This window comes from Moraxella caviae (assembly GCF_002014985.1).
Taxonomy (GTDB): Bacteria; Pseudomonadota; Gammaproteobacteria; order Pseudomonadales; family Moraxellaceae; genus Moraxella; species Moraxella caviae.
In genome coordinates this window covers 1-15,896 of sequence record NZ_MUXU01000053.1, presented here as the reverse complement: position 1 = coordinate 15,896, position 15,896 = coordinate 1, and the positions used below count along the sequence as shown (strand labels likewise).

Below are 15,896 nucleotides of genomic sequence, written 5' to 3'. Positions count from 1 at the left end.
TGTTGTGGGGAGGGGGTGGGGTGTGGTAGAATATCACAGTTTGTTCCTTTTGATTTTTGCATTGTTATATGTCAGTTCAATTACCGCCTTATCGTCCTGTTAAACGCCGCAGCGGCATTGCCGTGATGATGGCGGCATTCCATGCGCTGCTAATGCGTGAACTGCAAACACGATTTGGCAGCTATCGCTTGGGTTATCTGTGGGCGCCGCTTGAGGTGATTTTACAGATGGCAATCATGCTGGTGATTTTTGGTGCGGTAATGAAACGTGTGTTGCCCGGCATGGATTATATGCTGTTTTTGGTGTCGGGATTTACGCCGTTTTTCATGATGCAAAAAATTGCCACACGTTCTTTGGGCGCCGTGGCGGCAAACCAAGGGCTTTTGATGTATCGTGCGGTGCGTCATATTGATGTGATTATTGCACGCTCGTTTTTGGAATTGGTGATTTATTTCATCACTTTTGTGATTTTGATTGTCGGTTTGTCCATGTTTGGCATCGGTTTTAGCATGGCGCATTTAGATGTGGTGCTGCTTTGCTGGGTTGCCATGTTTTTCTTTGCCTTTGGTTTGGCATTGATTTTTATGATTATTGGGCATTATGGCGGCGAAATCAGCAAGGTCATCAGCATTTTATTTACCGTGCTGTATTTTACGTCAGGCGTGTTATACTCGGTGCATATTGTGCCTGAGCCGTATTTGAGCTATTTGATGTACAATCCGTTCATTCATAACCTTGAAATGATTCGTCATGCGCTGTCGCCTACTTATCCGATTTATCATGTCAGCATGTCTTATTTCTTGGCATGGACGGCGTGTGTGAATTTTTTAGGCTTGCTTTTATATAAAGCCTGCGAGCGCGATTTGATTCGCAGCAAGTGATTGATATGATACAAATTAACAATATTACCAAGTCATTCATGACGCCGCATGGCAGGCATTATCTGTTCAAGGATTTAAATCTCACCATTGGCGATAAGCAGTCCGTGGGCTTGCTTGGGCGCAACGGCGCGGGTAAATCCACATTGCTACGCATTATTTGCGGACTTGATGAGCCAGACAGCGGTGAGGTGCTGACGAACAGCACGATTTCTTGGCCGGTGGGCGTGGCAGGCGGCTTTCAAGGCAGCTTGACAGGTCGGCAAAACGTACGTTTTGTGTGCCGTTTGTATTCTAGCGGTGAATATATTGACGAAAAAATCCGTTTTGTGCAAGAATTTGCGGATTTGGGCAAATATTTTGACATGCCTGTCAAAAGCTACTCGTCTGGTATGCGCGCGCGTTTGACGTTCGGGTTGTCTCTCGCCTTTGATTTTGATTATTATATGCTGGACGAAGTGGGTGCGGTGGGTGATGCTGCCTTTCGTAAGCGCAGTGAAGAAATCTTGCAAGCACGCCGTGAACAGGCAGGATTTTTGGTGGTGTCGCACAACTTAGGCGACATTGAGCGTAATTGCGACATCGGTATTGTGCTGATGGATCAAACAGCGCACGTTTTTCATGACACAAAAGAAGCAATCGAGGTTTATAAAGAGCATGTCCATCAAGCTAAAAAATAAGCGCATCAACCAAGGGCTGTTTGTGGCGCTGGTCGTTGTGCCTTGGATTGTCATCGTGTGCTATGTGCTGATGTTTGCCAGTCCACGTTTTGTCAGCACGTCAAGCGTGGTGATTAAGCAAGTGAGCGAGCAAGGCGTATCTGCCACGGGCATTTCGGCATTGCTTGGCGTGAATAATACCAACCGTGATGATGCGGTGTATTTGACCGAGTACATTTTGTCTGATGATATGATTGATAAATTGGACAAAAAATTTGCGTTTCGCCAAAATTTTCGTGGTTCAGGCTCAGATTTTATCAATGAATTGGATGCTGAAGCCACCCAAGAAGAGCTGCGCAGTTATTTTCGTAAGCGTGTGTCGGTGAGTCTTGATGAAGCCAGTTCGGTATTGACCCTAAAAACCGAAGGCTTTACGCCAGAATATGCTTATGATTTGAATAAGGAAATTTTGGCGCAGTCGGAAGTTTTTGTGAATGACATTTCGCAGCAAGTGGCGAGCGAGCAGCTGGCTTTTGTCAGCACGCAAGTTACAGAAGCTGAAGCGCGCCTAAATACCGCCAAGCAAACACTGCTGGATTATCAAAACGAAAACGAGATTTTTGACCCGCAAACCAATGCGCAAATCGTCAATCAAGTCATCGCCACACTGCAAGGGCAGCTGAGTTCTTTGCGCACCGAAGAGCGTCAATTACTCAGTTATCTAAACCCAGAAGCGCCGCAAGTTGTGAGTTTGCGCAGCCAAATTTCATCGGTAGAAAAGCAAATCAGCGATGAGCAAGCCAAATTGACATCGCCAAAAGATGACAAGCTCAACCAACAAACCGCCAAGTTTGAAGCGATAAAAGCGGACGTGGAATTTGCCAATGAATTGTACAAATTGGCGCTGACTTCATTAGAAAGTGCGCGCATTGAAGCGATTCGTAAGATGAAAAACTTAATCGTCATTTCATCGCCACACAAAGCACAAGAAGCATTGTATCCGCGTAAGGGCTATGTGATTGGCACGTCTTTGGCGCTGCTGCTGATTTTGTACGGCTTTGTGGTGCTGGTGCTTTCGGTGATTCGTGATCACGCCAAATGATTTTGGTGAATTTAACTTAAACCATATCAAGATTAAAACTAACAATCGCCATCACGTTTTTGGTGGCATGGATTGGGAAAGAAAAATGAAGTTAAAATCGTTCAGCTTGCTTGCTGCCAGCGTGGCATTTGTCATGAGTGCACAAGCAACCACCAATAGCTACAGCAGCAATTTTGGCAGTAGCAATAACGCAGGTCGCCTTGCGCTGATGGGTGATGGCGTGCCTGCCGAAGCCACGCAAGCCGAAGCGGTGGCAGCAGCCAGCCTCAATTCTAATGCCGTGATTGATGTTACACGCCCTTATCAAGCGGTGCAAACTCAGCCGAAAATTTTTGGCGAGCAGCTGTTTCGTGGGGCGTTTTCCACCACGTCAGGCTCAACCTTTAATGACAGCTATGTGATTAACGAAGGCGATAACGTGCAGGTGCGTATGTGGGGCGCGTATCAATATGCCGCCACGATGACGGTTGATCCGCAGGGCAATATTTTCTTGCCAAACGTAGGGCCTGTGCGTGTGGCGGGCGTACAAAATGGCAACTTGCAAAACGTGGTGCAGTCTGCGATTGCCAGAATTTATCGCTCAAATGTTGGCGTGTATGCGTCTTTGGAAAACGCACAGCCTGTCAAAGTATTTGTTACAGGATTTGTCAATCAGCCAGGCTATTATGGCGGCTTGGCGGCAGATTCGGTGCTAAGCTACCTAGACCGTGCTGGCGGCGTGGATCCTGAGCGTGGCAGTTATATTGACGTGCAAGTGCGCCGCAATGGGCAGCTGGTGCAGCAGATTAACTTGTACGACTTTTTAATCATGGGTCGTTTGTCGCCGTTTTCATTCCGTGATGGCGATGTGATTACCGTTGCGCCACAAAAGCAAACCTTTGACATTGCAGGGCGTGTGCAAAATCCTTATAAATTTGAATTTAATGTGCATGATTTGACGGTGGCGGACGTGTTGTCTGTGGCAAATCCTTTGGCGGACGCGACCAACATCAGCATCACGCGCGCATCAGGACGTGAGCAGACGGCAGAATATTACAGCCTAAGCGAAGCACGCAGCATGCCTGTGCGTAACGGCGATAAGCTAGTGGTAACGTCTGACCGTTATGCTGGCTCAATCGCCGTGCAAGTTACTGGCGCACATCGTGGCAATGGTGCGGTGATTTTGCCGTATGGTGCGCGCCTAAAAGATGTGGTGGCGCAGCTTGAGCCGTCAAGTCTTGCAAACATCAAGAATCTCACCATTTACCGTGAGTCAGTCAAAGCGCAACAAAAAGAATCCATCAACCGTGCGCTTGACCGCCTAGAAGAAATGACGCTGACCACGCAATCTACCACGCGCGAAGAAGCGCAGCTGCGCACCGAAGACGCAAAATTGGTGGAGCAATTCATCGCCAAGGCGCGTAATATTGAGCCGTCTGGTCGTGTGGTGGTTGTGCCAAATTCTTGGCAGGATATCATTCTGCAGCAAGGCGACATCATTCACATTCCAGAAACCACTTCGGTGATTACGGTGAATGGACAGGTGCGCACGCAAGGGGCGCTGAGCTTTGACGCTGATTTGACGGTGGGCGATTATATTGTCAAATCAGGCGGCTTTGATGACAATGCCAACACCGAAGAAATCCTAGTCATGCACCAAAATGGCGAAACCATCACGGTGAACACCGCTTATCGTGTGCAGCAAGGCGATGAAATCATGGTATTGCCAAAAGTCAAAACTCGCCGTGTAGAGATTGCGCGCGGCATTGCGCAGGTGATTTATCAGCTGGCGGTGGCGACTGGCGTGATTGTAAGGCTGTAAATTCACAAGTTGTCATAGTCAGTTGGCATTGGCACGCATTTTGGCAAACAGCGGCTTGAGTCGCTGTTTGTTTTATTGGCTGGTTTTGATGACAGGCCAAAACCACAACAACCAATTTTCCATAAAACCCATGAAAAAAAGCTACGCTGTTGCCACGCAAGGCATTTTAAGAAATAACCGTCTGCTGTCTGCGGCATTGGGTGCGCAAATTCGCCCAATGCTTGAGCGTGCGTGGTGGCAGCGTGCCAACGCTGAGCATTTTTCGCCCGAAGCGGTGTTGGCATGGGGGCAAAAAAAGAGCGCTGAGCGTGCAAAACGCCTTGCTGATAAACTTGACTTGCCTTTAATCACGGTGGAAGATGGTTTTTTGCGTTCGCTGGACAGTGGCACGCAGAGCAAATATGGCGCAAGTTTTGTGGTGGATACGCAAGGCGTTTATTTTGATTTGCGTACGCCCAATGACTTGCAGGCGCTCGTTTATCAGACGTTGGTAAATTGGCAGGCGGAGCATCAGAAGCGTGCCGAGCGATTGCTGGACAGCATTGTCAAGCACCGCTTATCAAAATATAACGCCATCATTCATGCGCCAGATTTGAACGTGCTTGTTAATACCTTTGCCAATGAGCGCAGTTCATCACAAGACAATTCTCTGCAAGGCAATTTCCCGCAAGACAATTTTCCCAAAGCTCATACGCCAAATAAAGACGCAGCCTATCATGTATTGGTGATTGACCAAGTGGCGGGCGATGCGTCCATTACAGGTGCTGGGGCGAGCGAGCAGAGTTTTTATCAGATGCTGGCGGCGGCGATGGCTGCACACCCAACCGCTCATATTTGGATTAAGGCGCACCCAGCGGGCAGTGCAGGGGCGCTTGTGGCGCACGGTCAATTAACGCACGCAGCCCATGAGTATTTGCGCAGCCATGTGTCTGATGATGCGCCTGCGCGTGTGCGTATTTTGGCGGATTTTGCCAATCCGTTGGCACTGATGGCGCAGGTCAATCACATCTACACAGTGAGCAGCCACATGGGATTTGAAGCGTTGCTGCTTGGTAAGACGGTGCATTGTTTTGGGGTGAGTTGGTACAGTGGTTTTGGCTTGACAGACGATGACGCAATCGCCCAAAGTGCGCTGTATCAAAACGTGCAGGCGCACCATCAAATACTGGCAAAAACCTTTGGCTTGGACAATCAAGCGTACGCCCAAGCCAGCCAAAACCGCACGCCAAGCCTAGCGCAGCTGTTTTACGCTGCTTATGTGAGCTATAGCCATTATGCCAATCCCGCCACTGGCAAAAAATGCGAGATTGAAGACGTGGTGGAGTATTTGCGAGTGAACCGCGCGTGGCAACAAAAGCTGTACGGCGATGTGCTGGCGTTTGAATTTAGCCGCTGGAAAACGGGCTTTGTGCAAGGTTTTGCTGGTTTTGCATTTACTAATTTGATGTTCAAGCCAAAAGTGGTGTCCAGATGGGAGTTTGTGCAAAAAAGAGATGCCAAACGCATGGCAAAATTCATCGCCCAAACGTCCGAGCAAAAATATCTGGTATGGGGACAAAAAAGCAAGCGCACGTTACAAAAAGTTCTGGCAAACAGCGCTCACAGTCACGCGCCAATTTTTTGTATGGAAGATGGTTTTATCCGCTCAAATGGCTTGGGGGCAAATCTGCTTGCGCCTTTGTCGGTGGTGCTTGATGATGTGGGCATTTATTATGACGCGACCAAGCCATCACGCCTTGAAGAGATTTTACAAACCATCACGCTTGACGATGCGCAAAACGCACGGGCTGAAAAGCTGCGCGCGCTCATGCTTGCCCATCGGGTGAGTAAGTATAATGTCGGAGCGCGTGCGGTGAGCTGGCAAGCGGCTGGGCGGACGGTGCGCTTGGTGGTGGGGCAAGTGGAAGATGATGCGTCTGTGCAAAGCTGCGCCAGTTTGATTCGTACCAATGCCGCACTGCTGGCACGAGTGCGCCGTGATTTTCCGCATGATTTTATCGTGTATAAGCCGCACCCTGACGTGGAAGCAGGGCTAAGACGTGGCAAGGTGGACGCTGACACGCTGGCGTTGGCTGACGTGGTGGCGCACGATACGCCCATGCCAGATTGCTTGGCGGCGTGTGATGTGGTGCATACCATCAGCTCTTTGACAGGCTTTGAAGCGCTTTTGCGTGATGTGGCGGTGGTGTGCTATGGCTTGCCGTTTTACGCAGGATTTGGGCTGACCACAGACGTGGCGGACACGGATAATCCTGACAAACTTGCTGCCCAAACTCGCCGAGCGCGCGCCACGCCATTGACATTAAATGCCTTGATTTACGGCACGCTGATTGAGTATGCGCTGTATCATTTGCCGCACGGATTTGGGCTTGCTACGCCTGAAGATGTGATTGATTATTTGTACTTACAAGCGGTGCGAGAGCCTGAGCCGTCTTGGGCAACTCGTCAATGGCGCAAGGCGAAATCAAACTTCATGCGTTTACGCAATTTTACCAAAGGGTAATTCTTTTTTCGCATATTTGTGCTAAAATATTTGACACGGTTTTGTGTCAATCGCGCTTGATTATACAAGTCAAGGGTTTAACATAATCTTAGCACAAATTGACCAAAAATCCACCTAAAATGACGGCAATCGCCTAAGCCTATCAACCTTTGTGTTTTCTTTATTTGCAGCAGATAAGATTTGCTGCAAATGGATTGTACGCCTTGGAGCTTTCATGTCTGCAAGCATGACACGACTGATGACGCACAGACGCATTTTGCTATTACAAGGCAAAATGGGGACGTTTTTTTGTCGTTTTGCAACTTTTTTGATGGGGCAAGGCAAACAAGTTCATAAAATCAATTTTAACGCAGGGGACGCATTTTTTTATTGCCACAAGTCCGAGATGACCAATTATCGTGGGCAAGTGTCTGAATTTTATGAATTTTTACAAGAGCTGATTGCCAATAAGCAGATTGACGCGGTGGTGTGCTTTAATGATTGCAGACCGTATCATGCCGTTGCCAGTGAAGTTTGCACCGCGCTTGGCGTGTCGTTTTTTGTGTTTGAAGAAGGCTATCTGCGCCCTGATTACATCACCTTAGAGGAGTATGGCATCAATGGCTATTCTCGCCTAGACCCTGCGCTGATTGACACACTAGAAAAAGCCAACGACAAACCTGCCTACACCGCCAACCGTTTTTGGCGACTGTGCGTATCAAGCATTATTTATTATGCGGTGGTGTTTTTGGGGCGCAAATCTTATCCGCATTATGACCATTATCGTGGGCTGTCCATTTGGCAAGAGATGGTGGCGTGGCTGATTGCGCCTGTGCGTAAGGCGTTGCGCTGGCTGCCTGATAAGCTGCTGCAAAGACGACTTTTGCAAAAGCAAGGACAGTTTTATCTAGTGAGTTTGCAAGTGCATAACGACTCGCAAATCACTCACCACAGCGATTATGCGGACGTAAAAGATTTCATCGCAGAGGTGATGACGTCTTTTGCCAAGCACGCACCCCAAGGCACAAAGCTGCTTTTTAAGCATCACCCGCTTGACCGTGGACACCGTGATTATAAAGATTTAATCGCTCGGCTGTCGGTGCAGCTTGGCGTGAATGGGCGTGTGTTTTACGGCTGTGATATGCACTTGCCACGCCTAATGCGTGCCAGCATTGGCATGATTACCATCAATTCCACCACAGGCTTGCAGTCCATTTATCACCAAAAACCCACCAAAATCATGGGGCGTGCGCTGTATGACATCAGCGAGCTGACCGACCAAAAACCGCTGGACGAGTTTTGGAGCAATCCTACGCCGCCAAACCGTGAATTTTATCTAAAATTCCGTGAATATCTGATTGAGCAAACCCAGCTCAACGGCTCATTTTACGGCACATCGCCTTGGAAATTGGCGTATCAGCAGCCGCACAGCAAGCGCTGATTTGTCTTTTGGGTGTTTTTGTTGCCCTAAAGGCTTTTTAAACGCCAATCAATCCTTTCATTTGCCAAAATTTCACCCAATATTCAAAAACTTATGCGAAAAATGCGGTTTTTTTCCAAGAAAACTGCTACAATGTTAGGGTGCGTCTTACCATCTTGTTTATGGTCTTTATCAAGTGATTTGACCGTGATGATTTGACCTTGTGCAAGGTATCAAGGCATTAAACGTAGGGCGCAAAAATTTACCCAATTACAGTCTTTTTAATTTTGATTTTCATTTAGAGCCAACATGACCGCGTTAAGCCACATTCGTAATTTTTCCATCATTGCTCATATTGACCACGGCAAATCTACGCTTGCCGACCGTTTTATTCAGGTGTGCGGCGGACTGTCTGACCGTGAAATGCAGGCGCAAGTGCTTGACAGCATGGACATTGAGCGTGAGCGTGGCATCACCATCAAGGCGCAGTCGGTAACTTTGTATTACAACCACCCAAATGGCGAAAAATACCAGCTGAACTTCATTGACACGCCCGGCCACGTGGATTTTAGCTATGAAGTGAGCCGTTCTTTGGCGGCGTGCGAAGGTGCGCTTTTGGTCGTGGACGCTGCCCAAGGCGTAGAAGCGCAAAGTGTGGCAAACTGCTACACTGCCGTTGAGCAGGGCTTGGAAGTTTTGCCTGTGCTAAATAAAATCGATTTGCCGCAGGTTGAGCCTGAGCGTGTGATTGAAGAGATTGAAGACATCATCGGCATTGAAGCGGTGGACGCGCCGAGAGTGTCGGCAAAATCTGGGTTTGGCGTGGACGATTTGCTGCAAACTTTGGTAGAAAAAATCCCAGCACCGACAGGCGATCGTGATGCGCCTTTGCAAGCCTTGATTATTGATTCATGGTTTGATAATTATCTGGGCGTGGTGTCTTTGGTGCGTGTGCGTGAAGGGCAGGTCAAGACAGGCGATAAGATTTTCATCAAATCCACAGGCGAAAGCCATGTGGTAACGAGCATTGGTGTATTTACCCCAAAACGCCTTGAAACTGGCGTACTACAAGCAGGCGAAGTGGGCTTTGTCATTGCAGGGATTAAGGACATTCAAGGTGCGCCTGTGGGCGATACCATCACGCTTGCCAAGACACCAGAAGTGGAGAATATCCCCGGTTTTCAAAAGGTAACACCGCAGGTTTATGCAGGTATGTTTCCGATTGATTCTGGCGATTTTGAGAAATTCCGTGAAGCCTTGCAAAAGCTGCAAATCAATGACGCAGCGCTGTTTTTTGAGCCTGACACATCAGAAGCGCTGGGCTTTGGTTTTCGCTGTGGTTTCTTGGGTATGCTGCACATGGAGATTATCCAAGAGCGACTGGAGCGTGAATACGACCTTGATTTGATTACCACTGCGCCAAGCGTGATTTATGAAGTGGTCAAGAAAAATGGCGACATCGTTTATGTGGACAACCCATCAAAGCTGCCAGACGCAGGCGTAATTGCCGAATTTCGTGAGCCGATTGCCCGCTGTCATATCCTTGTTCCCCAAGAATATCTGGGCAACGTCATTACCCTTGCCATCGAGCGCCGCGGCGTGCAGGCGGACATGAAATTCATGGCACGCCAAGTGCAGGTGGTGTTTGACATTCCGATGGGCGAAGTGGTGATGGATTTCTTTGATAAATTGAAATCGGCAAGCCGTGGTTTTGCGTCCTTAGATTACGCCTTTGAGCGTTATCAAGCGGATAAACTTAGCCGTGTGGACGTGCTGATTAATGGCGAAAAAGTGGACGCGCTGGCGATGATTTGCCACCAAGAACACGCGCGCCGCCGTGGCAATCAGCTCGTAGAGAAAATGAAAGAGCTGATTCCACGTCAGATGTTTGATGTGGCAATCCAAGCCGCCATCGGCAGCCAAATCATCGCACGCTCCACCGTTAAAGCCATGCGCAAAGACGTACTTGCCAAGTGCTATGGTGGCGACGTGAGCCGTAAGAAAAAGCTGCTAGAAAAACAAAAAGCAGGTAAAAAACGCATGAAGCAAGTTGGTTCGGTGGAAATTCCACAAGAAGCCTTCTTGGCGGTGCTTAAAGTGGACAGCTGATTTTTCGGCAATGAACACTTTGATTTTTAAGGTTTTTTAAACCAATTTAAATTTACAAACTCAATCAAGAAGCGATTAGCAAGCCTATGCAATTTGACATCAATTTAATCCTAGTTCCACTGACGCTGCTGTTTTTGGTGGTGTGGCTTTTGGATAAATTCGCCCTGCGCCAGCACCGTGCGGTGAAAGCAGCGGCGCGCGAGCATAAGATTGCCAGCGAAAATTTGGCACGCAGCCAAGACACGCTGCGCCTGACGCTTGAGCGACACCAGCTGCCAAGTGATGTAGATGCGCTTGCGATTGAGCCAAGCACACCGCCAGAAGTGGTGGCTGCTGCGCGTGATTATGGCATTGCCAAGCAAGCCGCCGCCCAAGCCCAAAGCCAGCTGCACAGCACTAAGCAAAGCCGTGTGGTGCGCTGGGCGTATGAATATTTGCCGATTTTATTGGTGATTGTGGTGGTGCGTGCGTGGGTGATTGAGCCATTTAATATCCCCTCCAGCTCCATGGCACCAACTCTATACACAGGCGATTTCATCGTGGTGAATAAGTCAGCTTATGGTCTGCGCTTACCAATCACGCACACCAAGATTTTAAACACAGGCGAGCCTGAGCATGGCGATGTGGTGGTATTTCGTTATCCTTTACAGCCAAATCAATACTACATCAAACGCATGATTGGCTTGCCGGGTGATGCCATCAGCTATGATGATGGCGTATTGTCAGTAAATGGACAAGCTGTACCAACCACCGCCACCACTTATCAAATGCCACAGCCATTGCTAGACACTCTCATGCCGCAAGTCATTGGCGGTCAAGCACTAAGCGATGCCGAACGTGCCGACTTTGGACGTGCCGAAGAAAGCCATGCACGCTACTACACCGAAACACTGGGCGAGCATGAATACCGAGTACGCTATGTGGGCGATCTAAACGTTGCCAAAGACGCACCTTTCTTACTAGAGCAATCCCCACAAGTGGCACAAGACGGCACCAAATGGCAAATCACCGTACCAGAAGGGCAATACTTTGTGATGGGTGATAATCGCGACCGCAGCGAAGACGCACGTTTCTGGGGCTTTGTACCAGAAAGCCATCTAGCAGGCAAAGCAACTTACATCTGGATGCACAAACCTGCTGGCTTTGCCATGCCGAGCTTTTCGCGTAATGGGGGGATTGACTGATTTGCCAGACTGGCTAAATTTGGAAAACGCTTGGCAAATGGGTAAATTTGCGCTGAATTTGGCTAGGTTTTGTGATTTTGCCATCTTGTCAAAAAGCGTTTCGTCAGTTTGCCAACAATCGATTTATTAAAACAAATTGATTTGCCAAAACAAGCCGATTGACCAAATCCGCCAATTTTGCCAGTAAAGTTATCAGTAAACTCAACCAAGTCGCAAGCATTGAATGGCGCGCGTAAAATTTAAAAAATAAACACAACCAAAACCCATAAGACATAACGATTACAGAAATGGACAATTCAACCAAAAACACCAAGCCAAAGGCGCAAAACTCGCTGACTGCGCAGACGCACTTTGCCAGCTTTGAGCAAGGTTTGCCTGTTTTGTGCGAAAAACTGGGCTACACTTTTAAGAATATCGAGCTGCCCAGACGTGCGCTCACGCACCGCTCTTATGACCCAAAGGCAAGCTACGAACGCCTTGAATTTCTAGGCGATGCGCTGCTTGGCGTGATTATCGCCGAAGCCTTGTTTGAGCATTTTCCGCAGCATGACGAAGGCAAGCTCACCCGTATGCGTGCCACGCTTGTGCGCCAAGAAACGCTGGTACAGATTGCCGAAAAACTTGAGCTGTCTCGCCATCTGATTTTGGGCGTGGGCGAGCGCAAGGGCGGCGGACGTCATCGTGCGTCCATTTTGGCGGATGCGGTGGAAGCCATCATTGCGGCGGTGTACCTAGACAGCGAAGACGTGAGTTTGATTGCCAAGCTGGTGCAAGGCTGGTATGAGCAGCTGATTGCTGAAGTGGGCGAAGAAAAAGTGCTTAAAGACGCAAAATCGCGCCTACAAGAATGGCTACAGGGCAATCGCTTGGCTTTGCCGACTTATGAACTCAAAGAAATCATCGGCAATGCACCCAACCAAACCTTCGTGGTAACGTGCCATGTACCAGTGGAGCGTGTGTCGCCCATCACCGAGACGGGCGAAAGCCGCCGCATTGCTGAGCAAAAATGCGCCGAACTGATGATTAACCAGCTGAATAAATTAAAGAGCGATTGCAATAGGGGGGGGTAATTTTACGAAACCTGCGCCATTGATACCGCTGATTTGCTTTATCACTATGCTTGTGCGTTGCCCATTCGCCAAACGATGGCTCGCCAAATGATTTGCCAGCCGAACCGTTTTTAAATTTATCAAACCCAAACACGGCAAACAACTTTAACGCCAAAACCAATTTTAAGAGAACTTTATGACCGACACCGACAAAACCACGCACGACCATGACGCTGCCAACGAAAACGCCATCGCCGCCTTTTTTAATGACGGCAGCACCCCAAAAATTGGCGAAAATTTTCGTGCAGGTTTTGTGGCGATTGTGGGGCGACCGAATGTCGGTAAATCCACGCTGATGAACCATCTTTTGGGGCAAAAGCTCTCCATCACTTCTCGTAAGCCGCAGACCACACGCCACCGCATTCACGGCATTTTGACTGACGATGACAAGCAAATCGTCTTTGTGGATACGCCCGGCATTCATAAAAAAGAAGTCAAAGCCATCAATGAGCGCATGAATAAGGCGGCGATTTTGGCATTGGCGGACGTGGATTTGGTGCTGTTTGTGGTGGATAGCTTGCAGTGGCGAGAAGATGACTTGCTGACGCTTGAAAAGTTGGCGCAGACTAATCTGCCCATCGTGCTGGTGATTAACAAAAGCGACACCGTCAAGGATAAAAGCAAGCTCTTGCCTTTGATGGAAGAGTTTTCACAAAGTTTTGATTTTGCGGACATTATTCCTGTGTCTGCCTTGCGTGGGCATAATTTGGACGGCTTGGAGCGTCTGATTGCCAGCTATCTGCCGCTGCGTCCGCCGATTTTTGACCCAGAACAAATCACCGACCGCTCTGAGCGTTTTTTGGCGAGCGAAATTATCCGTGAGAAAATCATGCGTGCGTCTGGCGATGAAGTGCCGTACGATTTGACCGTGCAGATTGATAATTTTAAAGACGAGCCTGCGCACCAAGACCCTGAGACGGGCAAATGGCGCAAGGCAGTAACGTTTATTGACGCAACCATTTTTGTGGAGCGTGCAGGGCAAAAAACCATCGTCATTGGCGATAAAGGCAGCCGTATCAAGCAAGTTGGCATTGACGCACGGCTTGACATGGAAAAGCTGTTTGGGCGTAAAATCATGCTCACGCTGTGGGTGAAAGTGAAAAAGGGCTGGAGTGATGATGAGCGTGCGCTGAGCAGTTTGGGGTATTGATGGCAATAAAATCAAGCAATTTATCGCCCAAAAATCCGCCCATCAAATGGCGGACTGCGATTTTTGCAAGACGATAAAGTCATCTATTGTAGCCAATTTTTTATCCAAGAAACCCCTGCGCTTTAAATGAAAAACCACCCCCTAACAGGCTATATCTTGCACGCACGTCCTTATCAAGAAAAAAGGGCGATTTATCAGTTGTTTAGCAGTGAGTTGGGTGTGGTGCATGGCGTGGGTGTGCGTGGTGTGCCGTCTTTTGCGCAGGTGGATTTATTCGCCACAGGTAAAAACACACTCAAAAGTTTTAGCCAAATCACCATCGCCAATCACAGTGCCATCTGTGCGCTGCGTGGGCAGTCGCAGTATGCTCGGCTGTACATCAATGAGCTGCTTTGCCGTTTGCTTGCGCCTGAAAATCCTTGTCCTGACTTGTGGCAAAAATACCGTGAAGCGATGGGCGAGCTTGATGAGCTTGGCGTGATTGATGAACAGGCAGGCGAGCAAGTTTACCGTGATAAACTTAGGCAAATGAAGCTGTGCTTGCGCAAATTTGAGCGTGCGCTTTTTGATGAGCTGGGCGTGTCGTTTGATTTTTTTTGTGATTATGCAGGGCAGCCACTGGCGGCAGGTTTGTACCGCTTTGTACCAGACACAGGGTTTGTGGCTTTGCACAGTGAGCGTGATGAGCATGATGATGGCGAAGATGAACGTGCTGCGCCAAATTTTCACAAATCACGCACTTATCAAGACGGCGTCCGCTTTGATGGGTCGGTGTTGCCGCTGCTTGCAGACGAAGCAAATTTTGCCCAGCATTTAACGCCCATCAGCCAGCTGCATAAGCAAATGATCGATTTTTTGCTTGACTACAAACCCTTAAATAGCCGAAAATTGTGGCTAGAACAAAAACGCTACCATTAAATTGCAGTTTTTAAACAGTTTTTAGGTGGTTTTTGACCGCCGCCAAATCCACGCATTGCCAAAAAATGATTTTAATAACTTTTAATAACAATGACTTTAAATAGTCAAAATAACGTGATTAAAACCATTAAAACCAAACGGCAATCCATTCAAACAGGTGTAAGATGAACTCTCCTTTACTTGGTGTCAATATTGACCACATCGCCACCTTGCGTAACGCTCGTGGCGTGGGCTATCCGTGTCCTGTGGCTGGGGCTTTGGTGTGTGAGCAGGCGGGCGCAGACGGCATTACTTTGCATTTGCGTGAAGACCGCCGCCACATCAAAGACGCAGACGTATACGCCATGAAAAAGGCGCTCACCACACGCATGAACCTAGAAATGGCGGTAACGGACGAAATGCTTGCCATCGCTTTGGACGTGCGCCCTGAGTGGGTGTGCCTTGTGCCAGAAAAGCGTGAAGAAGTAACCACTGAAGGCGGCTTGGACGTGCTAAATGTGCCAAATTTGGCGCAGTTTGTCGGTGCGCTGCAAGACGCTGGCATTTTGGTGTCGCTGTTTATTGACCCTGATTTGGCGCAGATTGACAAGGCAATCGCCATCGGTGCTGATGCCATCGAGCTGCACACAGGGGCGTATGCGCACGCAGGCTTGGCAAATGATGCAGCGGCAGAAAAAGCTGAGCTTGCGCGTATTCGTCAAGCGGTCGCTCATGCGCGCGCCAACTCGTCTTTGCTCATCAATGCAGGGCATGGTTTGACACGCCAAAATGTCGCCGCCATCGCCCAAATTGATGGCATTCACGAGCTGAACATCGGTCATGCACTGATTGCCGATGCGGTATTTATGGGGCTAGATGGCGCAGTCAAGGCAATGCGTGCGGCGTTCGCTGGCTGATTTGCCTTTTTGTTCGCTTGAAACTTACCAAAGGGTGAAAAAGCCGCTTGGCTTGATACGCTTGCTATGAATGGTTTTTGATTTGGCGTCATTCAAATCCCAAAAGAAAAAGCCCACCACTATATCACATGGTAGGCTTTTTCAAAATTTGTCTTGAGGGGCATATTTTAAATAAGGGGCTGACGTAG

Annotated in this window: 12 protein-coding genes; all 12 read left to right on the top strand. The window is 48.6% G+C overall.

Annotated elements, in window-relative coordinates; genetic code table 11:
- Nucleotides 1-68: 68 nt before the first annotated feature.
- Nucleotides 69-881 (top strand): ABC transporter permease, encoded by an 813-nt coding sequence (locus tag B0181_RS08365; RefSeq protein ID WP_078277056.1) that lies wholly within the window; start codon nt 69-71, stop codon nt 879-881.
- A gap of 5 nt (nt 882-886) precedes the next feature.
- Complete coding sequence (locus tag B0181_RS08360) at nt 887-1,558, top strand: ABC transporter ATP-binding protein (protein WP_078277055.1); 672 nt, start codon at nt 887-889, stop codon at nt 1,556-1,558.
- Nucleotides 1,536-2,639 (top strand): KpsE/RkpR family capsule polysaccharide export protein, encoded by a 1,104-nt coding sequence (locus B0181_RS08355; protein ID WP_078277054.1) that lies wholly within the window; start codon nt 1,536-1,538, stop codon nt 2,637-2,639. The genes B0181_RS08360 and B0181_RS08355 overlap by 23 nt, the downstream gene beginning before the upstream one ends.
- Before the next feature lie 85 nt (nt 2,640-2,724).
- Nucleotides 2,725-4,440 carry a polysaccharide biosynthesis/export family protein gene (locus tag B0181_RS08350; protein WP_242620159.1) on the top strand — a complete coding sequence of 572 codons (1,716 nt, stop codon included), beginning with the start codon at nt 2,725-2,727 and terminating at the stop codon, nt 4,438-4,440.
- A gap of 130 nt (nt 4,441-4,570) precedes the next feature.
- Nucleotides 4,571-6,943: a capsular polysaccharide biosynthesis protein gene (locus B0181_RS08345; RefSeq protein ID WP_158078955.1), complete on the top strand. Its 2,373-nt coding sequence runs from the start codon at nt 4,571-4,573 to the stop codon at nt 6,941-6,943.
- Between the two features lie 214 nt (nt 6,944-7,157).
- Entirely contained in the window at nt 7,158-8,363 is a 1,206-nt protein-coding gene (locus tag B0181_RS08340) for a capsule polysaccharide biogenesis protein (protein WP_078277052.1), read from the top strand.
- Between the two features lie 288 nt (nt 8,364-8,651).
- Nucleotides 8,652-10,451 carry a translation elongation factor 4 gene (gene lepA / locus B0181_RS08335; RefSeq protein WP_078277051.1) on the top strand — a complete coding sequence of 600 codons (1,800 nt, stop codon included), beginning with the start codon at nt 8,652-8,654 and terminating at the stop codon, nt 10,449-10,451.
- A gap of 86 nt (nt 10,452-10,537) precedes the next feature.
- Nucleotides 10,538-11,635: a signal peptidase I gene (gene lepB, locus B0181_RS08330; RefSeq protein WP_078277050.1), complete on the top strand. Its 1,098-nt coding sequence runs from the start codon at nt 10,538-10,540 to the stop codon at nt 11,633-11,635.
- A 287-nt stretch (nt 11,636-11,922) separates the two neighbouring features.
- A complete protein-coding gene (gene rnc, locus B0181_RS08325) occupies nt 11,923-12,705 on the top strand; it encodes a ribonuclease III (RefSeq protein WP_078277049.1) in 783 nt (260 codons plus the stop codon).
- Nucleotides 12,706-12,880: 175 nt separating this feature from the next.
- Nucleotides 12,881-13,894 (top strand): GTPase Era, encoded by a 1,014-nt coding sequence (gene era / locus B0181_RS08320; RefSeq protein WP_078277048.1) that lies wholly within the window; start codon nt 12,881-12,883, stop codon nt 13,892-13,894.
- 126 nt (nt 13,895-14,020) lie between these two features.
- A complete protein-coding gene (gene recO, locus B0181_RS08315) occupies nt 14,021-14,812 on the top strand; it encodes a DNA repair protein RecO (RefSeq protein WP_078277047.1) in 792 nt (263 codons plus the stop codon).
- A 164-nt stretch (nt 14,813-14,976) separates the two neighbouring features.
- Nucleotides 14,977-15,708, top strand: coding sequence for a pyridoxine 5'-phosphate synthase (locus tag B0181_RS08310; RefSeq protein ID WP_078277046.1), 732 nt, complete (start codon nt 14,977-14,979; stop codon nt 15,706-15,708).
- The last annotated feature ends 188 nt before the right edge of the window (nt 15,709-15,896 follow it).